The sequence below is a fragment of the Dyella nitratireducens genome (genome assembly GCF_014642835.1).
GTDB lineage: Bacteria > Pseudomonadota > Gammaproteobacteria > Xanthomonadales > Rhodanobacteraceae > Dyella_B > Dyella_B nitratireducens.
In genome coordinates this window covers 587,352-606,231 of sequence record NZ_BMJA01000002.1, presented here as the reverse complement: position 1 = coordinate 606,231, position 18,880 = coordinate 587,352, and the positions used below count along the sequence as shown (strand labels likewise).

Below are 18,880 nucleotides of genomic sequence, written 5' to 3'. Positions count from 1 at the left end.
GCGCAGCTCAGCGTTGTGCGATCAATGACGTCATGACCGCTTTTTGCACGTGCAGGCGGTTCTCGGCTTCGTCGATGGCGATGCAGGCAGGCGAATCCATGACGGCATCGGTAGCCTTGATGTTTCGGCGCAGCGGCAGGCAGTGACTGAACACCCCATGGTTGGTGAGCGCCATCTTCGCTTCGTCGACGATGAAATGCTTATGCGCGTCGCGAATTGGCTTTTCTCCTTCCCAGCGACCGAAGAACGGCAGTGCGCCCCAGCTCTTTGCGTACACCACATCGGCACCGCGATAGGCCTCTTCGATGTTGTGGCTGACGGTGAGTGAGCCACCGTTCTCTTTGGCATTCTGCTCGCCAAACGCCATGTAGCGCTCGTCCAGCACGTAATCAGACGTGGGACACAGCAGCGTGACGTTCATGCCCATCTTGGTGGCGATCAGCAGTGCCGAGTTGGCCACGGCGGTGTTCAGAGGCTTCGGGTGATAAGTCCACGTAAGTACGTACTTGCGGCCGGCAAGGTCACCAAAGCGCTCTTTCAGCGCCAGCGCATGTGCAAGCTCCTGGCACGGATGCGTGATGGTTTCCATGTTGATCACCGGCACGGTGGCGTACTGGGCGAACGCCTTGATCACCGCATCTTCGCGATCCACCGACCAGTCCTGGAATTTCGGAAAAGCGCGCACTGCAATCAGATCGACATAACGGCTAAGCACGCGCGCCACTTCGGCGATGTGTTCTTCCGCTTCGCCATCCATCACTACGTTGGGGCGGAATTCGATCGGCCATGCGTCCTTGCCGGGCGACAGCACGATGGCATGGCCACCGAGGTGGAACGCACCCAGCTCGAAGCTCGTACGCGTACGCATCGATGGATTGAAGAACAGCAGCGCCACCGATTTGCCGGCCAGTTGCTGGCCACGCGGCGAACGCTTGAAGGCCGCAGCCTGTTCAAGCAGCGCGTCGATCTCGGTGCGGCTGTAGTCCTGGGTGGTAAGGAAATGACGAAGCGACATCGTTAACTCCCGTCGAAAAAACAAAAAACCCGGCACAAGGGCCGGGTTTCGTCGTCGTATTACACATGCAACGTGGCGACAGCCTACCCGGCTGAATGTCGATTCAGCGGTCGGCGCGCACGCGACGTCATGCCAGCAGCCATGCGGGCGCTGGTAAGCACGGTAGCGGTATAGACGGCTGAAGACATGAGGTTTCCGGGTGGTTGAATCTCAATCATGACGGGATTTTCGTTGCCATGCAACAGAAAATTTTTCACAAAAGAAAGGCGACCGTGCCGGAGGCAGCGGTCGCCTTGATGAAGCCGTGACGCCGGTTAGTCAGCGGGTGAGACGCTGACCCGCACCCGCAGGCGCTCGCCTGGGTCGTAGCTTAGGCGAGACATATAGACGTCGCCGTGATAGCGATATTCCACGTCGTAGCCGATGATCTGGCGTTGCTCGCTGACCTGGGTCACAGGCTGGCAGACCGTCTGGTTGCTGGTGTAGGTCTGGCCATTGCTGGAAACAGCATTACCGACTGCACCGCCCGCCACCGCGCCACCCACGATGGCCGCCGTATTGCCGCGGCCATGGCCGATGGTGCTGCCGAGCACGCCACCGACTACGGCACCGAGCACGGTGCCGACGCCTTTGTTACCCGGCGTCTGCTGTACCACCTGCTGGTCATAGCACTGCGTACTCGGCGCAGCCGTACGGGCGACGCCATAGACCGGATCGACACGCAGCACGTCAGCCCATGCGTAGTGCGCATTGTCGGCCCCGGCTCCGGGAGCGCCCTGCGAAGGCGGCGGGGGTGGCGGATATCCGCCGTCCTGCGCCATCGCGCCCGTGGACATCACGGCTAACCCAAGCAGGGGGATCAACAGCATCTTGTTATTCATGGACAACCTCCAGAAGAGGAATGAGGGCGCACTGCGCGTATGTTGAAATTCCAGCAAATTCACTCTGAATCCACGCTTAGAACTACCGCAACTTAGTGCCTTGTTCCAGGCCGGTTTTCGAAACTTTTAAGACATTTCCCGACAGTACCGCCGTAAGAGCTTGATAAGATGGTGGGCTTACTAACTCGACCGTGCCGCCCGCCATGCCGATCTCGCTCTACAACAGCCTCAGCCGCCGCATCGAGCCTTTCTCGCCGCTCGATCCGAGCCGGGTGACGGTGTATCTGTGCGGGCCCACGGTCTACAACTATGTCCACATCGGCAATGCGCGCGGCCCAGTGGTGTTCGACGTGCTGGTGAAGTTGCTGCGCCGGCATTATCCCCAGGTTGTCTATGCCCGCAACATCACCGACGTAGACGACAAGATCAACGCCGCCGCCCTCGAACAAGGTGTGCCGATCGGTCAGATCACCAGCCGTTTCGCCCAGGCCTACCGTGAGGACATGGCTGGGTTGGGCATCGCCACGCCGGACGTCGAGCCGTATGCCACCGCGCACATCGGCGAGATCATCGAGATGATCCAGACGCTGATCGGCAACGGTCACGCCTACGAGGCCGAGGGGCATGTTCTTTTCGACGTGGACTCCTATCCCGCCTACGGTGAGTTGTCCGGCCGCGACACCGACGAACTGATCGCCGGTGCGCGCGTGGAAGTGGCACCTTATAAGAAGAGCTCTACCGACTTCGTGTTGTGGAAGCCCTCCACTCCGGAACTGCCTGGTTGGGACAGTCCCTGGGGTCGCGGCCGGCCCGGCTGGCATATCGAATGCTCGGCAATGAGTGCGGCGCATCTGGGCGAAACCATCGACATCCATGCCGGTGGCGTGGACTTGCAGTTTCCGCATCACGAAAACGAAATCGCCCAATCGACGTGCGCACACGGCGGCAAAACGTTCGCGCGCTGGTGGCTGCACAACGGCATGCTCACCTTTGAAGGGCGCAAGATGTCCAAATCACTGGGCAACGTGCTGCACGTGCATGAGTTGCTCAAGATGCATCCGCACGAAGCGCTGCGCCTGCTGCTGTTGCGCGGCCACTACCGCCAACCGCTGGACTGGTCGGAGGCGGCCATCGCCCAGGCCATCAGTACGCTGGATGGATGGTATCGCGTGCTGCGCGAACTAAGTGACATCACCGTCGATACGACGCAGCCGCTGCCGGTACCAGGGCGCCTGGAAGCAGCTCTTTGCGACGACCTCAACACCCCACAAGCTCTCGCGGAGCTGTCGCTATTGGCCGATGCCGCTCGGCAAATGCCCAGCGCCGCCGCCAAGGCCGCCTTGCTCGGCGGTGGCGCGGTGCTTGGCCTGTTGCAGCAGGATCCCGAAACGTGGTTCAAACAGGCCGGAGGCAGTGAGGTAAATGCCGAGCGCGTCGAGGCATTGCTGGAAGAACGCCGCGCCGCACGCGCCGCACGCGATTTTGCGCGGGCTGATGCGATCCGCGGCGAATTGACCGCCATGGGCGTGGTGATCGAAGACGGCGTCCAGGGCACACGCTGGAGCGTAGCGAAGCATTGAAATACTGCGGTTTGGCCCGAGCTAAGGCCAACCGCGCCATAATTTATCCATGAACACTCTTGCCCCCGCCAGCGCCGCCCAGGCTCAACAGGACATCGCCGACGAGTTCGCCTTCTTCGGCGACTGGACCGAGCGCTACCAATACCTGATCGATCTCGGCAAACAGCTCCCGCCGTTTCCGGAAGACGGGAAGACCGAGGAATACCGCGTGCACGGTTGCCAGTCGATGGTCTGGCTGGTGCCCAGCGGCGATGCTTCGAACATGCACTTCGACGCCACCAGCGACTCGGCCATCGTTTCCGGTCTGATCGCTCTGGTGCTGCGCGTGTATTCCGATCGGCCAGCGGCCGAGATCGTCGCGACGGAACCAGCGTTCATCCAGGAAATCGGGCTGGCCAAGCATTTGTCGCCGACGCGTTCGAATGGCTTGGCGGCGATGTTGGTGAAGCTGAAGGCATACGCGGCTGCAAAGCTGTAGGTTGGGATGCAAACCCCAACGTCACGGCCTTGCCTGCATGGCAATGTTGGGGCTTGCACCCCAATCTACGAAAAGCCCCGCACCAGGCGGGGCTTTTCATGTGTTGATACCTAACGGATCAGTCACCCATCTGCTTCTGCAGATGCTCGCGACGCTCCTGCGCATCCAGCGACAGCGTGGCGATCGGGCGGGCATCCAGGCGCTCGAGGCCGATTTCCTCATCGGTCTCTTCGCAGTAGCCGTAACGGCCTTCCTCGATGCGGCGGAGCGCCTTGTCGATCTTGGAAATCAACTTGCGGTAGCGGTCGCGGGTGCGCAGCTCCAGGGAGTTTTCCGTCTCGCGGGTGGCGCGCTCGGCTTCATCGCCGACGTCACGCACCTCGTCACGGAGGTTTTCCATGGTCTGGCGCGACTCTTCCACCAACTGCTCACGCCAGGTGCGCAGCTTGTTGCGGAAGTACGCAAGATGACGGGGATTCATGTACTCCTCGTCGGACGAAGGACGATAGCCCGGAGGCAGATCGATATTCGTGGTGATGGGCAGGGCGTAACGGCCGTCTTCGCGGGTTACACCATTATCGAGCGTTGTAGCGGAGCTGTTCATTGATGACTGCGTGGTTTTCTGCTTCTTGCTGGAGGAGTTTTGCGCAGTGGCATTCGCTACGCGCGGTACCGGGGCGTGTCCCACGGCACTGGCCACCTTGCCTGTAATGGGCCGGACGACAGGTGATGATACGACCTGAGGTGTTGCAGTTTGTGTAGCTGTTGCCGCCTTTGATACCGGGGCCGGCGTGGCAGGAGCCGGAGCTGGTTTCGAGGCCGCAGGCTTGGCAACGGTTTTTTCCGCCGGTTTTTTGGCGGGCGCCGGCGCCGGTTTGGGGGCAGGCGCAGCGTGCTTGGGTTCGGGCTTCTTGACCTCGGGCTTGGCTGCCTTTTTCACTGCCTTGGCCGGCTCGGCCTGTTTCGGATGTGGCTTGGCGACTGGCTTGGCCACGGCTTTCTTAGCCGGCGCTGCTTTCTTGGCAACCGCCTTGGCCGGTGCTTTCTTAGCCTCGGCCTTCTTGGCCGGTGCCGCCTTTTTCGCGGACTTGGGGGCAGCGACCTTGGCCGTACTGACCTTGGTGTCGTTGCTCTTGCCCGCAGCCTTCCCTTTTACTGCTTTCTTGGCGGCGGTCGAATTATGCGTGGTTTTCGCCATTTACCTTCACCGTTTTGGCCTTGGCGGCCGGCTGTTATAGCCCAATACCCTTCACACCGGCAACCGTCCTTCTGGGATACTTACATTCTTGGGTCTCAAAGCGGTATGCAGCCATGTGAACGCCGTGAGTCGATTGATTATCTTCCTGCTCAATCTCTACAAACGCTTCGTGAGCCCGCTGTTAGGACAGCGTTGTCGCTTTTACCCCAGTTGCTCGGATTATGCACGCATTGCTGTCTCCCGCTTCGGTCCATGGCGAGGTGGCTTGCTGGCCGGATGGCGGATAGTACGCTGTCAGCCGCTGTGCCCGGGCGGTAACGATCCGGTGCCCGAGCATTTCCATTTTCCTGGCTGTCATGCCTCAGGCAAGGTCCCGAAAGATGGGGCTCCTTGAGCGCGGCACAAGTCCAAAGGCCTTTCTAAGTTTCCCTTTCTTTGAGGAGTTCGCATGTCCACCGACTGGCTGATCAAGAACGCCGAACTGGTCAATGAAGGCCGCCGCTTCCACGCTGACCTGCGCGTCAAGCACGGCCGCATCGATGCTATCGGCGACAGCCTGAGCGAGCGCCCTGGCGAACAGGTGATCGATGCCACCGGCCTGTGGCTGCTGCCTGGCATGGTCGACGACCAGGTGCACTTCCGCGAACCAGGGCTTACTCACAAGGCGGATATCGCGCACGAGTCGCGCGCCTGCGCCGCAGGCGGCATCACCAGCTTCATGGAGATGCCCAATACCAAGCCACCGGCGCTGGATCGCGAATCGCTGGAAGCCAAGTACGCACGCGCCGCGGAAACCTCGGCCGTGAACTACGCGTTCTATCTCGGCGCCAGCAACGACAACCTCGAGGCGATTCGTAGTCTGGATCCGAAAGCCGCGCCGGGTATCAAGGTGTTCATGGGCGCCTCCACCGGCAACATGCTGGTGGACAATCCCGACACGTTGGACGGCATCTTCCGCGAAGCGCCCACGCCAATCATTACGCATTGCGAAGACACGCCAATGATCGATGCGCTGCATGCCAAGGCGCGCGAAAAATACGGCGACAACATCCCAGCACGCGAACATCCGCTGATCCGCTCGCGCGAGGCCTGCATCAAGTCCACCCGGCTGGCAATCTCGCTGGCGCAAAAGCACGGCACACGTCTGCACGTGCTGCATATTTCCACGGCCGATGAGTTGGCTCTGTTCCAACCCGGCCCGCTCAAGGGCAAGCAGATCACGGCTGAAACCTGTGTGCATTTCCTGCATTTCAGTGATGCGGATTACGAACGGCTGGGCTTTCTGATCAAGTGCAATCCGGCCATCAAGACGGCTGCGGATCGCGAAGCGATTACCAAGGCCGTGGCAGAAAGCCGTATCGACGTGCTGGCCACCGACCACGCACCACATCTACTGGAAGAGAAGGCGCAGCTCTACGACAAGGCTCCTTCCGGCCTGCCGCTGGTGCAATTTGCCCTGCAGGCGGCCCTGCAGCGCGTGACCGAAGGCAAGCTTACGCTGGAACGCGTGGTGGAAGCCGTCAGCCACGCACCGACTACGCTGTTCAGTGTGCACGAACGCGGTTTTCTGCGCGAAGGCTATGCAGCCGACCTGGTGCTGGTCGATCCACGCAAGCCGCACACCGTGAGCCGCGAAGAAGTGCTGTCGAAGTGCGGCTGGTCGCCATTCGAAGGCTACACCTTCAGCCATTCCATTGCGGCAACGTTCGTCAATGGACGACGCGTATGGGATGGCACGCGCGTGGACGAAAGCGTGCGAGGCGAGCGTTTGGCGTTTGATCGTTGAATGGCGCGTGGCCATGCTGCTACACCCGCCTAGGCGGGTGTGGCGCACGCAGTCATCATTGCAATTCGGAAATCATTACCAACACCGGTCCATCGTTGCCAGAGTTGCCAAGTACTCTGGTCTCCGTATCGTTGGTCGCAAGCGTACGGTCACCCTGCTTGATGCTCGCCGATATCCTGAAATCCGTCCCGTTGGCGACGTCGCGCGGTTCGTAGCTCAACACGAACGGGACCGGCGACGAGCCGATCGGCGCAATGCGATCGGTTGCGATCACACCCGCGGGCGCATCGTGCCGATTGAGTGTGACAACCAGATAGGCATCGGGCGGCAGGTCGTGCGTGAGGTGATAGTCAACTTCACCAGCCAACGACTTCATCAGCGTCTGCTGTTGTGGCAGCGTCTCATGTTTGCCGAAGTGCGGCATCCAACTGCAGCCGGCAAGTGCGCATGTGCCGGCCAAAAGCACTCCGTAGCGGATCTTCATGGGAACTCCTCATCTGCGAACAGGCGGATGATAACAACCGCGCGCTCACCGGCGTTGAATTAGCCCCGCCTGTTTCCGTAACCATCGGTCACGCCTTTGCTGGCATAAGCCACGGCATCGTGCGGATGCAGGCTTTCCTGATGCTCGAGGCGTACGTGGAAATCGGCGATGCTGTCATCGGCATCGAGTGCACGCTGGATGCGGCGTGCGGCGTCTTCGCAGAACATCAGGTTGCTGCCGTTGGCGAGGGCGAAGGCTTGTTCGTCTTCGCGCTTCACGGCTGTCTGCACGGGTGTACCTAGGACCTGTTCGACGCAATCGAGCAGGTGGATCAAGTTCAGCGGCGCACCATCATGGAAGCGCACCAGCAAGCGAGCCACGCTGCGCTGCGCATGCGGTGTCGCCACGATGCCCTTCTCGCTACCCAGCCAAGCCAGTACCGCGGCGCGGTCCAGCGGCTTGCCGGCATCGAAATCCTTGGCGAACTGATCCTGGATTAACTGACGTGACAACGCAGCCGATGCAGGACAGGTCGAGGAGTAGACCACTTCCGTACCCACTTCCAGGCGAAACCCGTCCTTGCACAAATGGGCTTCGATGGAGACCGGATACGCACGCCAGCCGCTGTTGCTACTGCGCAAGGCGGCGCGGCGCACAAGTTGGTCGAAACGAATGCTGATACGCGCGCGATCGGCCAGCTCCTTGTGCGACTCGAGAAAGCCACGCAGCAATGATTCCAGCACGCTGGGGTCGACCGGCCTGGTGCTCAGGTATTCGTCGACCAGCAGATACAGGCGCGACATATGGATGCCGCGTTTGTCCGGCCGGGTGAGATTCACGAAAGCGCCCACCTGGGCGCTGGAACGCTGCACCGAACCGTCACCGGCGTCAAACAGCACCGGCACCTCGATACCGTCCATGCCGACCCAATCCAGTGCACCAGCCAGATGCGGCTGTGCCTGGCTGGCGACGTCGGGCATCAAGCGAACGGTATTTTCATGGGTATGCATGGAAATTCCTCGATCCTCCCCTCTCGGCTCGAAGGAAGGCTGATTTTGCTCAGGCCGCCGGGATGCGGCAACGGCGCTAATGTTGAGGCAGCTCGCCGCGCCGCAACAAGTCTCACATTGAGAACAGTGCGTTTAACCGGCTAGCCGTTGCTGCCAACGCTGGGCCGCCCGCCAGGCGCGCAACGTCGCCATGAAGCCGCTGTCAGGCACGCCTTTTTGCAACACCTTCAAGGGTTCGTCGGCGCGACTGGCCTGGCGCACCAGACGCTCGCCCTCTCCCGTTTCCAGCGCCCGGAAGACGCTGAGTGGACCATCAAGCCGGGAAGCCTCTCGCCAGGCCGAACGCAGATCGTCCAGTTGGGCCTTGATTGCCTGGTTTCGTGCGTCGCTGTGCTGGCGCAGGCCGGCTCGGCTCAGGCCGAAGCGCGCCAAACGCGCCATGGGGAGCGGCAGGCGGTCCCGTTCCGCATCGTCTTGCAGGCGACGCAGGGCAAACAGCAGATGGTTCAGCGTTGCCACGCGTGTGGTGCGTTCCGGCGATGCGCTTTCGCCGTACCACCAGGCAGTTTCCAGCGCAGCCAGCGCACCATGCAAGGCGGAGGCGGCATTGAGTTGGGCGCTGAAATCCACCGCCGTACCCTCTTCCAATTGCGCCATCGCAGCCAGTATAGGAGCGAGCCAGCGTTCCTGCGGCATCGCATGGGCTCGCTCGTCGTCGAATAACACGCGGGTCAACGGGTGCCTGCCACCACTGGCGGCGGCACCGCTCAATTCTTCCGCCCACCAATTGAGCTTGGTGGCAGCGACATGCGGTTCCCGGATGCCATAGGCAGCCGATAGCAATTCCTGCTCCCACGCCGCCAGCGCAATATGTCCCGGATACTTGCCCGGGTCGACGAATACCAGCGCCGTCCGTTGCTGGGGCTGCACGGCCAGCCATTTGTCGACGTAGCTTTGCAGGGCGCCGTGCAGAGAAACCTCTTCACTCACGCGGGAACCTTCAATGTGAGCAGCTCGATCAGGTCGCGCGGGTGCGCCACGACCACATCAGCGCCCCACGCATGCGGATCGCCACCGTCGAGATAGCCCCACTGCACAGCCACGGTGTAGAGCCCGGCGTCGCGTCCAGCCTGCACGTCACGGCGATCGTCACCCACAAAAAGGCAACGGGCGGGTTCCAGTCCGGCACGTTCGCATGCCAGCAGCACGGGAGCAGGATCGGGCTTGCGCACCGACAGCGTGTCGCCGGATACCACCGCGCACACACGCTCGCTCCAGCCGATCTGTTTCACCAAATCGTCGGTGAGGTAGCCAGGCTTGTTGGTAACAATGCCCCAGGCGATGCCGCCGGCTTCAAGAGCATCGAGCAGCAGTTCGATGCCCTCGAACGGCCGCGTGTGGCGCGACATCATACTGTGATACAGCTCAAGATAGCGCGGCATACGTTCAAGCAGCGCTTCGTCGCTTTCATCAAACGCGCAGCGCAGGATGGCGCGCGAACCACGCGACACCACCGTGCGCACCGCCGCATACGATGGCACGGCTGCACCGACTTCATTGCAATAAACGGCCAATGCAGCGTGCAGATCCGGCGCGCTATCCAGCAAAGTGCCATCCAGGTCGAACAACACGCCTTGGGGAGATACAGGTAGCGATTTCATGCAGGTTTACGTGCGCAGACAAGATAGTTGACGGCAGTGATACGGCCTAGCCACGCCTTGCGCGTGATCGGGTTGTAGCCCAGGCCGCTGATGTCCTCCAGCTCCAGGCCTTCCTGGCGGAACAGGCGTGCGAGTTCGGAAGGCTTGAGGAATTGGGCGTAGTGATGTGTACCGCGCGGCAATAGACCTGCAATGTATTCGGCACCGATGATCGCGGCGCCAAACGAAGCCGGCGTACGGTTAAGGGTGGACATGAACAACGGCGCACCGGGCTTCAACATCACCGCCAGGTCGTGCACGAGTGCAGCCGGATCGGGGACGTGCTCGATCAGCTCCATGCAGCACACGGCATCAAAGCTGGCCGGTTCGGCTGCAGCAAGTTCCGCCGATGATTGCTTGCGGTAATCGACCTGCACATTTGATTCGTGCAGATGCAGCCGCGCGATCTCGATGACCTTCAGCCCCATGTCGATGCCGACGACATCTGCGCCGGCACGTGCCAGCGCTTCGCTCAGCAGACCGCCGCCGCAACCCACATCGGCAACGCGTGCGTCACGCAAGGCGACGCGTTTGGCGACATAGTCGAGGCGCACGGGATTGAGATCGTGCAACGGCCGCGACTCGCCGTCCGGATCCCACCAGCGCGCGGCCAGTTTGTCGAAGCGCGCGATTTCCTTATGACTGACGTTTTGCGTGGCTTGCATGGTGAACAACTCCCGTGGACCCGCTTAAGGATGACCTGACCATCGTTAAATTTAGTGGGTGTTCCATTCGTAAACCGTGACATCCCAGCCGCCGCTAGTATGCGCCGGGTCGCTATGGGCGATCTCCAGCGCATCTTCCAGCGATTCGGCACGTAACAGATAGGCGCCGCCAGATTTATCGGCGAAACCGCCGGACATTTCGTTGCGCCCCTGCTCGCGCAGTGCAGCCAGGAATGCTTGATGCAGAGGTATGACCGCAGGGTCGAGTTGCGGCTTACGCATCAGCATGACGAGAAAGCGCTTCATACCGGGTCGAGTGCCGCGATGCGCTCACGCCAAGCATGGGTGCGCACCATGATGCCACCGAGATCCATGTCCACCAGTTCGCGCGCAGCCAGCTTGCGCCTGCCGGCGACCCATACGTCGGTGACCTGATGGCGGCCAGTGGCGTAGATGAGCTGCGACACAATGTGGAACAAGGGCTGCGTTTCCAAATCACTTAACCGAACAGCGGCCAGGTCCGCCTGCTTGCCGGTTTCGATCGAGCCGATCTCGGCTTCCAGGCCCAGCGCCTTGGCGGCCTGGATGGTAGCTGTGCGCAACGCAAATTCCGCATCGAACGCGGCGGCATCTTCAGCCACCGCCTTGGCCAACAGCGCTGCGGTACGCATTTCCCCAAACATGTCCAGATCGTTGTTGGACGCGGTGCCATCGGTGCCCAAGGCAACGTTCACACCGGCCTTGCGCAACTTTTCTGCGGGGCAGAAACCGGAAGCCAATTTCAAGTTGGATTCCGGGCAATGCACCACTGACACGCCGGCTTCGGCGCAGGCGGCAATTTCGCTGTCAGTGAGTTGCGTCATGTGCACGGCGATCAGGCGATCGTTGATCAGCCCGAGCTTCTGCAAACGCCGAAAGGGACGCAGGCCGCTCTTCTTGCGTTCCTCATCCACCTCGTGCGCGGTTTCATGCAGATGCAGATGCACAGGAATATCAAGCTGATCGGCCAACACGCGAATGCGCTCGAACGATTCGTCGGACACGGTGTACGGCGCATGCGGCCCAAAGGCAGTGCTAATCAGCGGATCGTTACGGAAGCTGTCATGCGTTTCGCCGGCGCGCTCGAAATATTCGTCCTGCGTGCGCGCCCATGCCGTGGGGAACTGAATCACCGGCAAGGCGATGACGGCACGGAAACCATGTTTGCGGTAAGTCGCGCCGATGGCATCCGGGAAAAAATAGTTTTCGTTGGTGCAGGTGGTTCCGCCACGCAGCATCTCGGCGATCGCCAGCTCCACGCCATCGCGCACGAATTCGGGGCCGATCACCTGCGCTTCCACCGGCCAGATGTGCTGCTGCAACCAGACCATCAGCGGCAGATCGTCCGCGAGACCACGCATCAGCGTCATCGGGTTGTGCGCGTGCGAGTTGATCAAACCGGGGATCAGCACGTGCTCGCCTAGTTCAACGCGTTCGCGCGGCATATAGGCGCTGCGGGCCTCAGCGATCGGGAGGATGGCCACGATGCGATCGGCATGAACTGCAACTGCATGATGTTCCAGCACCACGCCACGCGGTTCGACCGGTACGACCCAGCGGGCTTCGATGAGTACATCCACAGGCTGTGGCACGGTCTGGGTCGTCATGAGGATTCTTTGTGTGGGGATATGAAACGGGGCGGTACATCTTACGATGACCGCCCCGCGGGATTGCTTGTGGCCACGCTAAGCGCGGGGCGATAGGTCACTTGCCGACGCGGCTGACGTATTCACCGGTGCGGGTGTCCACCTTGATCACTTCATCCGTATTGACGAACAACGGCACACGCACCACGGCGCCGGTTTCCAGCGTCGCCGGCTTACCACCGCCACCGGAAGTGTCGCCACGCAGGCCCGGGTCGGTTTCGGTAATCTTGAGCTCCACGAAGTTCGGCGGCTGCACCGCGATGATCTCGCCGTTGAACAGCGTAACCACACACTCCTCTTCACCCTTGAGCCACTTGGCCGCATCGCCCATGCCCACCTTGCTGGCCTGGTGCTGCTCGAAGCTTTCCTGATGCATGAAGTGCCAGTATTCGCCATCGGAATACAGATACTGCATATCGGTATCGACAACGTCCGCGACCTCGAAGCTGTCGCTGGACTTCATCGTCTGTTCGGTGGTGCGGCCATTCTTCAGGTTGCGAATGAAGATGCGGGTGAACGCCTGACCTTTGCCGGGCTTGATGAAATCGGCGTCGGTGATGACCCACGGGTCATTGTTGTGAAGGATCTTCATACCCTTCTTGACGTCGTTGAGACCGACGGTGGCCATGCGCTTTGTGCTCCAGATGTGATGCCGCCAGCAGGCGGCTAGAATAGGCGCTTCCCGGGCACTGAACCCGGTTGAAGACTCACTATGATAACCGCAAGCCCCGCCGCCCGCCTATCACCGCCCGAAGCCGACTGGCGCACGCTATGGCGCGAAGCCATTACCGATGCCCGTGAATTATTGGCATATGTGAGCCTGGAGCATCTTGCTGATGCCCTGCCCGCTGATGACGCCGGCTTCAACCTGCGTGTGCCCCGTGGTTTCGTCGCCCGCATGCGTGCCGGTGATCCACACGACCCGCTGCTGCTGCAAGTGCTGCCGCAACTGGCGGAAACACATGAAGTGCCGGGCTTCAGCACGGATGCCGTGGATGACATGGCGGCCCGCTCGGCCAAGGGCGTGCTGCACAAATACCAAGGGCGTGCCTTGTTGATTGCAAGTGGCAGCTGCGCGGTGAACTGCCGCTATTGCTTCCGCCGCCATTTCCCTTACGGCGACGAAATGGCGGCAGCCGGCCAATGGCATCAGGCACTGGAGCATGTTCGACAGGATGAATCCATTAGCGAACTGATCCTGTCCGGTGGCGACCCGCTGGCACTGGCCACCGGCAAGCTGGAAGAGCTCAGCCGTGGCCTGGCGGATATTCCCCATGTCAGCCGCCTGCGCATCCACACCCGCTTGCCGGTAGTGCTGCCTGAGCGTATCGATACGTCTTTCGTCGAATGGCTGAAGGCGCTGCCGCTGCAGAAGGTGGTGGTCTTGCACGCCAATCATGCCAACGAGTTCGATGACTCCGTGGACAAGGCATGCGCACGCCTGCGCGAAGCCGGAGCCACGCTACTCAACCAAGCCGTGCTGCTAAAGGGAATCAATGACGAAGCCGATACGCTGATAGCATTGTCGGAACGCATGTTTACCGCAGGGGTGCTGCCCTATTACCTGCATCAGCTTGACCGTGTGCAGGGCGCGGCGCATTTCGAGGTAACCGACGCCCAGGCGCAAGCGCTGATCGAGCGCATGCGCAGCCGCTTGCCCGGTTACCTGGTACCCAAACTGGTACGTGAGGTCGGTGGCGATCCGTCCAAACGGCCGCTTTGACCTGTCTTGGCAGGCCAGTTTGGCCGACATGCCCTTGATGAAAAACAGGCCACCGGCAACCCTATGCCTGCGCTTCGTCACCAATGCGTGCATTGATGCTGGCGGGTCGGCAAGGAATCCGTTAAAACACCTTAATATTGAGTGAGTGCCGGCTAGCGCTCGGATGCCTTCCGCGCAAGCAGCCCTGATCGAAGGAAAGCACGACGCGCCCATGAAGACAGACTCCGTCATCAAGATCCTCTTCATCGAGAATTCGGTCGAGGACGCGGAACAGATCAATACCTTGTTGCGTAACGCAGGTATCGCCGTACGGCCCACGCGAGCCACCACCGCCGAGCAAGTGCATGCTGCGTTGGAGGAACTCGGTCCTGACGTGGTTTTGTACAACCCGACCGTCACTGGGTTGTCGCTGCGCGGCGTGGCTCAACAGATCGACGCCAGTGCCCGCGACATTGCCCTGATTGCCTGTGTCGCGAAAATCGACGAGCAAAGCGTCGCGGATATGTTCCAGGACGGTGTGGTGCATGGCGTTGGTTCGCGCAGCCAGCCCAAGCAGCTCATTACCGTCATCCGACGCGAATTCGAGTCGCTCCACGCGCGCCGTCAGGTACGGCGACTGGAAGCAGCCTTGCGCGAATCGGAGCGCCGCTGCGATGCCTTGCTGGACTCCTCCAACGACCCCATCGCCTATGTGCACGAAGGCATGCATGTGCGCGCCAATCGCTCCTACCTGGACACGTTTGGCTACGAGGATTTTGACGACCTGCTAGGCCTGCCGGTGCTCGATCTGATCGGCCCGGCCGATGCCGATGCCTTCAAGAATCTGCTGCGCGCCTTGTCGAAAGGCGAGAAAGCCGAGTACCGCCTGGAACTGCACGCCCGCCGTGCCGACGGCAGTACCTTCCCTGCCACGGCAGAATTCGCACACGCCACCTTCGAAAGCGAGCCCTGCCTACAGATCGTCTTCCGGCGTCAGCAGGTCGATCCAGCCCTGGTGGAACAGTTGCAACGTGATCCGGTCACCGGCCTGTTCAACCGTGCCCGTACGCTGGAATACATCGACAATGCGGTGGCCGTCGCCAGCGAAGGCCGCAAGGGCCAGACAATGTTGCTGATCGAGCCCGATAACTGGGCGCATATCGTCAACAACATCGGCCTGGGCAAGGCTGACGAGTTACTGGCAGCCTTCGCGCGTCGCGTCAGCGCACAGCTTGGGCAGGAAGATATCGCCGGCCTGCTCGCCGAGCATACGGTCGGTGTCATCCTGCATACGGAAACCGACGAAGCCATCCGTGCCTGGATCGATGACCTACAGAAAGCCATCTCAAGCGGAATCTTCGACCTGGGCACGCAGTCGATCACGCTGACCGCCAGCATCGGCGGCAGCTTGCTGGGCGAGAAGAACGCCAACAACGAGATGCTGCTGAACCAAGCCGGCCAGGCGCTGCGCAGTGCGCAGGGACAGGGCGGCAACCGCAGCGAGCTGCACGATCCGGCCGCCAGAGAAAAAGCTGACGCCGAACGCGAGCGTAATTGGCTGAATCTGTTGCGGCGCGCCCTCACGCAAAACGAATTCGTGCTGTACCACCAGCAGAGCATCAGTCTGCAGGACGCCGAGGGCGATTACTCGGAAATCCTGCTGCGCATGAATGGCCCGCAAGGCGAAGTCTCACCCGGCTTCTTCATGCCGATCGCAGAGAAGCACGGTCTCAATGCCGAGATCGACCGTTGGGTGCTCAACCAAGCCATCAATGCGCTGAAAGCCCGCGACCGGCATGGCATTCCTACCACCTTCTTCGTCAAGCTCACACCGGATTCGATGCAGCAACAAGCCAATCTGCTGCCATGGCTGGATCGTGCGCTAAAACAGGCCAGCTTGAAGCACGGTCGCCTAGTGCTGGAAATGACGGAGAGCAAGGTGGTGACGATGCTGCGTCCCGCACAGGAATTCATCAACGCGTGGAAGAAGCTCGGCGGCTCCTTCGCGCTGGAGCAGTTCGGCTCCGGCCTGAACTCGTTCCAGTTGCTCAACCATATCGATGCGGACTATCTGAAGATCGACCGCAGCTTCATGGCCGACCTGCCGCAGCATCCGGAAAACCAGAAGAAGATCACCGAGATCTGTCAGCAGGCACACGAGATGAAGCGTTTGACCGTGGCCGAGTGGGTGGAAGATGCCGCCAGCACGTCGCTACTGTTCGCCTGCGGCGTGGATTTCGTGCAAGGCAACTTCCTGCAGGAACCGCAGCCGCTGGTGGTGAATATATAGCGCTGTCAGGGCTTGACCAGGGTTACGTCCTTGTCGCCGACGGGCGCAATACCTGCCAAGCCCTGAGCATTTCAATCAGATGCCCAGCGCCACAACCCACCTCAAGCACGCGATCTGCTGAGCGAATATCCAGCACACGTAAAGCCCGCCCGTTATCGCAACGGTAGAACACCCGCATGACGTGTCCCAGCAAAACCTCGATCAATCCATGAGGTTCGGCTGGTTACGGTTTTCCATCCACTATTCGAAAGGCGGAGCGCAGGTTGGGTTAGCGTCACGTAACCCAACAGAGAGACATGCGGGATTTTTGAGGCACCCTCGGATCAAGTCCGGGTGTCCTCAAAGTACGCCCCTTTCTACGGGAGAAAAACAAAAAGCCCGCGGATCACTCCGCGGGCTTTTGCTTATCTATGGCGTCGACTGGAATCAGTCGCCGGACGTAGAAGCAGCAATGTCTTCCTTGATGCGCGCTGCCTTACCTTCAAGGTTACGCAGATAGTACAGCTTGGCGCCACGCACCTTGCCCTTGCGCTTCACCTGCACCGACTCGATGCTCGGGCTATGCGCCTGAAACACGCGCTCTACGCCGGTTCCGTGCGAGATCTTGCGCACGGTGAAGGCCGAATGCAGGCCGCGGCTGCGCTTGGCAATCACAACGCCCTCGAACGCCTGCACGCGCTCGCGGTTGCCTTCCTTCACCTTGACGTTGACCACCACGGTGTCGCCAGGGCCGAACTCCGGCAGCTGGCGGGTAATCTGCTCGGCTTCGAACTGTTCGATGATCTTGTTCATGACAACACCTGTCTTTGTTCAATGACTGCGGTCTTCATCGGCCGCATCGTTTTGCCGTGGCTGTGCTTGAGCATGCTCACGGCGGAATTCATCCAACAGCGCACGAGACTCTTTATCCAGCGCGCGCTGCGCCAATAAATCAGGACGCCTCAACCAGGTTCGTCCCAACGACTGCTTCAGACGCCAGCGGCGGATGGCCGCGTGATCGCCGGAAAGCAGCACCTCCGGTACGTCACCCAGTGCATCGTGCACCGGTTTTGCGTAGTGCGGACAGTCCAGCAAACCGTTCGAGAAGGAATCCTGCTCGGCCGATTGTGCATCGTTCAACGCGCCTTGCTGCAAGCGGCCCACCGCATCGATGATCACTGCGGCACCCAGCTCGCCGCCGGACAGCACATAATCGCCGATGGACAGTTCCTCGTCGACCTCGTGCGCCAGCAAACGCTCGTCCACACCTTCGTAACGACCGCAGAGCAAAGCAAGGCGCGGCATCTTGGCCAGCGCTTCTACCCTACCCTGCGTCAGCCGCGCTCCTTGCGGACTGAGGTAAATCACATGCACCGGCTCCGGTGCCGCTTCGCGCATCGCCGCAAGGGTTTTGCGCAAAGGCTCGATCAGCATCACCATCCCGGGACCACCGCCGCAAGTGCGGCCATCCACGGTACGGTAATTGTCGGTGGCGTAATCGCGCGGGTTCCAGGTTTCCACCTGCAACAGCTCACGCTGCTGCGCGCGTCCCACGACGCCGACGGCGGCGCACTGGCGCATGAAGTCTGGGAACAGCGTGACGACATCGATGCGCATCGGACCCTCAGAACTCGGGATCCCAGTCCACTACCATGCGGCCGCCGGAAATATCCACCGAACACACGTACACACCTTGGACGAAAGGAACCAGCCGCTCGCGCTCGCCATCCCTTACGACCACCACATCGTTGGCACCGGTCGCGAACAGATGGCTCACGCGTCCCAACGCCACACCTTCGGTGGTGACGACCTCAAGGCCTTCGAGATCGACCCAGTAATACTCATCCTTGCCGGGCGGCGGTAGCAGCTCGCGGGCGACGTAGATGTCCAGCCCTACCAGTGCTGCGGCGCCATCCCGATCGTCTACCCCAGGAAACTTGGCGATGAGGCCCTTACCCTGGGGTCGACCGTTGACTCCCTTAATCTCCATGTCCTGGCCCGGCGCCGTGAGCTGCCAGGGCTGGTACTTGAAGATCTGCGCACGGGGCTCGGTCCAGGATTCGAGCTTGACCCAGCCCTGCACGCCGTACAACCCGACGATGCGTCCAACCAGGACGCGCCGACCGGCTGCGGTCATGCTCAAGCAGCCTGCTTGGCGGCTTCCTTCAACAGGGAGGCAACCTTGTCGCTCAACTGAGCGCCCTTGCCCACCCATTCCTGCACGCGCGCAACGTTCAGCTCAAGGCGCTTGTCCTTGCCCGCGGCAACCGGGTTGTAGAAACCCACGCTCTCGATGTTGCGGCCATCACGCGCACTGCGCGAGTCGGTGACAACGACGTGGTAGAACGGACGGCCCTTGGCGCCACCGCGCGAAAGACGAATCTTGACCATAGTTAAAAGCTCCAGAGTTGCCGGCATGCCCGGCAA

General features: G+C 61.0%; 21 protein-coding genes. 6 read left to right on the top strand and 15 right to left on the bottom strand.

Features of this window, described 5'->3' with window-relative positions; genetic code table 11:
* Positions 1 to 7 precede the first annotated feature (7 nt).
* Positions 8 to 1,015 carry an N-acetylornithine carbamoyltransferase gene (locus IEX75_RS13735; protein ID WP_188794859.1) on the bottom strand — a complete coding sequence of 336 codons (1,008 nt, stop codon included), beginning with the start codon at positions 1,013 to 1,015 and terminating at the stop codon, positions 8 to 10.
* Positions 1,016 to 1,329: 314 nt separating this feature from the next.
* Positions 1,330 to 1,896 carry a glycine zipper 2TM domain-containing protein gene (locus IEX75_RS13730; RefSeq protein WP_229720819.1) on the bottom strand — a complete coding sequence of 189 codons (567 nt, stop codon included), beginning with the start codon at positions 1,894 to 1,896 and terminating at the stop codon, positions 1,330 to 1,332.
* A 203-nt stretch (positions 1,897 to 2,099) separates the two neighbouring features.
* Here IEX75_RS13730 and cysS point away from each other — a divergent pair, with 203 nt between their 5' ends.
* Complete coding sequence (cysS, locus tag IEX75_RS13725; RefSeq protein ID WP_188794858.1) at positions 2,100 to 3,476, top strand: cysteine--tRNA ligase; 1,377 nt, start codon at positions 2,100 to 2,102, stop codon at positions 3,474 to 3,476.
* A gap of 49 nt (positions 3,477 to 3,525) precedes the next feature.
* Positions 3,526 to 3,954, top strand: a complete 429-nt coding sequence (locus tag IEX75_RS13720) for a SufE family protein (RefSeq protein ID WP_188794857.1) — start codon at positions 3,526 to 3,528, stop codon at positions 3,952 to 3,954.
* 118 nt (positions 3,955 to 4,072) lie between these two features.
* On the opposite strand, the gene dksA is transcribed toward IEX75_RS13720, so the two are convergent.
* Complete coding sequence (dksA, locus tag IEX75_RS24175; protein ID WP_229720818.1) at positions 4,073 to 5,152, bottom strand: RNA polymerase-binding protein DksA; 1,080 nt, start codon at positions 5,150 to 5,152, stop codon at positions 4,073 to 4,075.
* A 115-nt stretch (positions 5,153 to 5,267) separates the two neighbouring features.
* Between dksA and yidD the strand changes: the two genes are divergently transcribed.
* Both yidD and IEX75_RS13705 read left to right on the top strand, forming a co-directional pair.
* Positions 5,268 to 5,546, top strand: coding sequence for a membrane protein insertion efficiency factor YidD (gene yidD, locus IEX75_RS13710; protein ID WP_425490560.1), 279 nt, complete (start codon positions 5,268 to 5,270; stop codon positions 5,544 to 5,546).
* A 54-nt stretch (positions 5,547 to 5,600) separates the two neighbouring features.
* Complete coding sequence (locus IEX75_RS13705; RefSeq protein WP_188794855.1) at positions 5,601 to 6,938, top strand: dihydroorotase; 1,338 nt, start codon at positions 5,601 to 5,603, stop codon at positions 6,936 to 6,938.
* Between the two features lie 55 nt (positions 6,939 to 6,993).
* On the opposite strand, the gene IEX75_RS13700 is transcribed toward IEX75_RS13705, so the two are convergent.
* From IEX75_RS13700 to efp, 8 genes are all read right to left on the bottom strand, one after another.
* On the bottom strand, positions 6,994 to 7,422 hold the full coding sequence (locus IEX75_RS13700; protein WP_188794854.1) for a YbaY family lipoprotein: 429 nt from the start codon (positions 7,420 to 7,422) through the stop codon (positions 6,994 to 6,996).
* Between the two features lie 59 nt (positions 7,423 to 7,481).
* Positions 7,482 to 8,432 (bottom strand): GTP cyclohydrolase FolE2, encoded by a 951-nt coding sequence (gene folE2 / locus IEX75_RS13695; RefSeq protein ID WP_188794853.1) that lies wholly within the window; start codon positions 8,430 to 8,432, stop codon positions 7,482 to 7,484.
* A 132-nt stretch (positions 8,433 to 8,564) separates the two neighbouring features.
* Positions 8,565 to 9,422 carry a squalene/phytoene synthase family protein gene (locus tag IEX75_RS13690; protein ID WP_188794852.1) on the bottom strand — a complete coding sequence of 286 codons (858 nt, stop codon included), beginning with the start codon at positions 9,420 to 9,422 and terminating at the stop codon, positions 8,565 to 8,567.
* Positions 9,419 to 10,093 (bottom strand): phosphoglycolate phosphatase, encoded by a 675-nt coding sequence (gph, locus tag IEX75_RS13685; RefSeq protein WP_188794851.1) that lies wholly within the window; start codon positions 10,091 to 10,093, stop codon positions 9,419 to 9,421. The genes IEX75_RS13690 and gph overlap by 4 nt, the downstream gene beginning before the upstream one ends.
* Entirely contained in the window at positions 10,090 to 10,797 is a 708-nt protein-coding gene (gene ubiG, locus IEX75_RS13680) for a bifunctional 2-polyprenyl-6-hydroxyphenol methylase/3-demethylubiquinol 3-O-methyltransferase UbiG (protein WP_188794850.1), read from the bottom strand. Before ubiG ends, gph begins: the two co-directional genes overlap by 4 nt.
* Positions 10,798 to 10,848: 51 nt before the next feature.
* On the bottom strand, positions 10,849 to 11,103 hold the full coding sequence (locus IEX75_RS13675) for a YciI family protein (protein WP_188794849.1): 255 nt from the start codon (positions 11,101 to 11,103) through the stop codon (positions 10,849 to 10,851).
* Positions 11,100 to 12,443 (bottom strand): TRZ/ATZ family hydrolase, encoded by a 1,344-nt coding sequence (locus IEX75_RS13670; protein ID WP_188794848.1) that lies wholly within the window; start codon positions 12,441 to 12,443, stop codon positions 11,100 to 11,102. The genes IEX75_RS13675 and IEX75_RS13670 overlap by 4 nt, the downstream gene beginning before the upstream one ends.
* 97 nt (positions 12,444 to 12,540) lie before the next feature.
* Complete coding sequence (efp, locus tag IEX75_RS13665) at positions 12,541 to 13,110, bottom strand: elongation factor P (protein ID WP_188794847.1); 570 nt, start codon at positions 13,108 to 13,110, stop codon at positions 12,541 to 12,543.
* A gap of 84 nt (positions 13,111 to 13,194) precedes the next feature.
* Here efp and epmB point away from each other — a divergent pair, with 84 nt between their 5' ends.
* Positions 13,195 to 14,205 (top strand): EF-P beta-lysylation protein EpmB, encoded by a 1,011-nt coding sequence (epmB, locus tag IEX75_RS13660; protein WP_188794846.1) that lies wholly within the window; start codon positions 13,195 to 13,197, stop codon positions 14,203 to 14,205.
* Positions 14,206 to 14,416: 211 nt separating this feature from the next.
* Positions 14,417 to 16,474 (top strand): EAL domain-containing response regulator, encoded by a 2,058-nt coding sequence (locus IEX75_RS13655; RefSeq protein ID WP_188794845.1) that lies wholly within the window; start codon positions 14,417 to 14,419, stop codon positions 16,472 to 16,474.
* A 426-nt stretch (positions 16,475 to 16,900) separates the two neighbouring features.
* Here IEX75_RS13655 and rplS read toward each other — a convergent pair whose 3' ends face one another.
* The 4 genes from rplS to rpsP are packed head-to-tail and all read right to left on the bottom strand — an operon-like array spanning position 16,901 to position 18,844.
* Complete coding sequence (gene rplS / locus IEX75_RS13650) at positions 16,901 to 17,266, bottom strand: 50S ribosomal protein L19 (RefSeq protein ID WP_188794844.1); 366 nt, start codon at positions 17,264 to 17,266, stop codon at positions 16,901 to 16,903.
* Between the two features lie 18 nt (positions 17,267 to 17,284).
* The gene (gene trmD / locus IEX75_RS13645; protein ID WP_188794843.1) at positions 17,285 to 18,070 is read right to left on the bottom strand and encodes a tRNA (guanosine(37)-N1)-methyltransferase TrmD; all 786 of its coding nucleotides are present in this window, start codon (positions 18,068 to 18,070) and stop codon (positions 17,285 to 17,287) included.
* A 7-nt stretch (positions 18,071 to 18,077) separates the two neighbouring features.
* Positions 18,078 to 18,590, bottom strand: a complete 513-nt coding sequence (gene rimM / locus IEX75_RS13640; protein WP_188795686.1) for a ribosome maturation factor RimM — start codon at positions 18,588 to 18,590, stop codon at positions 18,078 to 18,080.
* 2 nt (positions 18,591 to 18,592) lie between these two features.
* A complete protein-coding gene (rpsP, locus tag IEX75_RS13635; protein WP_188794842.1) occupies positions 18,593 to 18,844 on the bottom strand; it encodes a 30S ribosomal protein S16 in 252 nt (83 codons plus the stop codon).
* Positions 18,845 to 18,880 lie beyond the last annotated feature (36 nt).

Excerpts from the sequence above, each read along its gene's own strand:
- epmB (WP_188794846.1), top strand. The coding sequence starts at position 13,195 with ATGATAACCGCAAGCCCCGCCGCCCGCCTATCACCGCCCGAAGCCGAC.
- IEX75_RS13700 (WP_188794854.1), bottom strand. The coding sequence starts at position 7,422 with ATGAAGATCCGCTACGGAGTGCTTTTGGCCGGCACATGCGCACTTGCC.
- efp (WP_188794847.1), bottom strand. The coding sequence starts at position 13,110 with ATGGCCACCGTCGGTCTCAACGACGTCAAGAAGGGTATGAAGATCCTT.
- gph (WP_188794851.1), bottom strand. The coding sequence starts at position 10,093 with ATGAAATCGCTACCTGTATCTCCCCAAGGCGTGTTGTTCGACCTGGAT.
- IEX75_RS13675 (WP_188794849.1), bottom strand. The coding sequence starts at position 11,103 with ATGAAGCGCTTTCTCGTCATGCTGATGCGTAAGCCGCAACTCGACCCT.
- IEX75_RS13720 (WP_188794857.1), top strand. The coding sequence starts at position 3,526 with ATGAACACTCTTGCCCCCGCCAGCGCCGCCCAGGCTCAACAGGACATC.
- IEX75_RS13730 (WP_229720819.1), bottom strand. The coding sequence starts at position 1,896 with ATGAATAACAAGATGCTGTTGATCCCCCTGCTTGGGTTAGCCGTGATG.
- IEX75_RS13670 (WP_188794848.1), bottom strand. The coding sequence starts at position 12,443 with ATGACGACCCAGACCGTGCCACAGCCTGTGGATGTACTCATCGAAGCC.
- rpsP (WP_188794842.1), bottom strand. The coding sequence starts at position 18,844 with ATGGTCAAGATTCGTCTTTCGCGCGGTGGCGCCAAGGGCCGTCCGTTC.
- rimM (WP_188795686.1), bottom strand. The coding sequence starts at position 18,590 with ATGACCGCAGCCGGTCGGCGCGTCCTGGTTGGACGCATCGTCGGGTTG.
- rplS (WP_188794844.1), bottom strand. The coding sequence starts at position 17,266 with ATGAACAAGATCATCGAACAGTTCGAAGCCGAGCAGATTACCCGCCAG.
- IEX75_RS13655 (WP_188794845.1), top strand. The coding sequence starts at position 14,417 with ATGAAGACAGACTCCGTCATCAAGATCCTCTTCATCGAGAATTCGGTC.
- IEX75_RS13735 (WP_188794859.1), bottom strand. The coding sequence starts at position 1,015 with ATGTCGCTTCGTCATTTCCTTACCACCCAGGACTACAGCCGCACCGAG.
- folE2 (WP_188794853.1), bottom strand. The coding sequence starts at position 8,432 with ATGCATACCCATGAAAATACCGTTCGCTTGATGCCCGACGTCGCCAGC.
- cysS (WP_188794858.1), top strand. The coding sequence starts at position 2,100 with ATGCCGATCTCGCTCTACAACAGCCTCAGCCGCCGCATCGAGCCTTTC.
- ubiG (WP_188794850.1), bottom strand. The coding sequence starts at position 10,797 with ATGCAAGCCACGCAAAACGTCAGTCATAAGGAAATCGCGCGCTTCGAC.
- IEX75_RS13705 (WP_188794855.1), top strand. The coding sequence starts at position 5,601 with ATGTCCACCGACTGGCTGATCAAGAACGCCGAACTGGTCAATGAAGGC.
- trmD (WP_188794843.1), bottom strand. The coding sequence starts at position 18,070 with ATGCGCATCGATGTCGTCACGCTGTTCCCAGACTTCATGCGCCAGTGC.
- dksA (WP_229720818.1), bottom strand. The coding sequence starts at position 5,152 with ATGGCGAAAACCACGCATAATTCGACCGCCGCCAAGAAAGCAGTAAAA.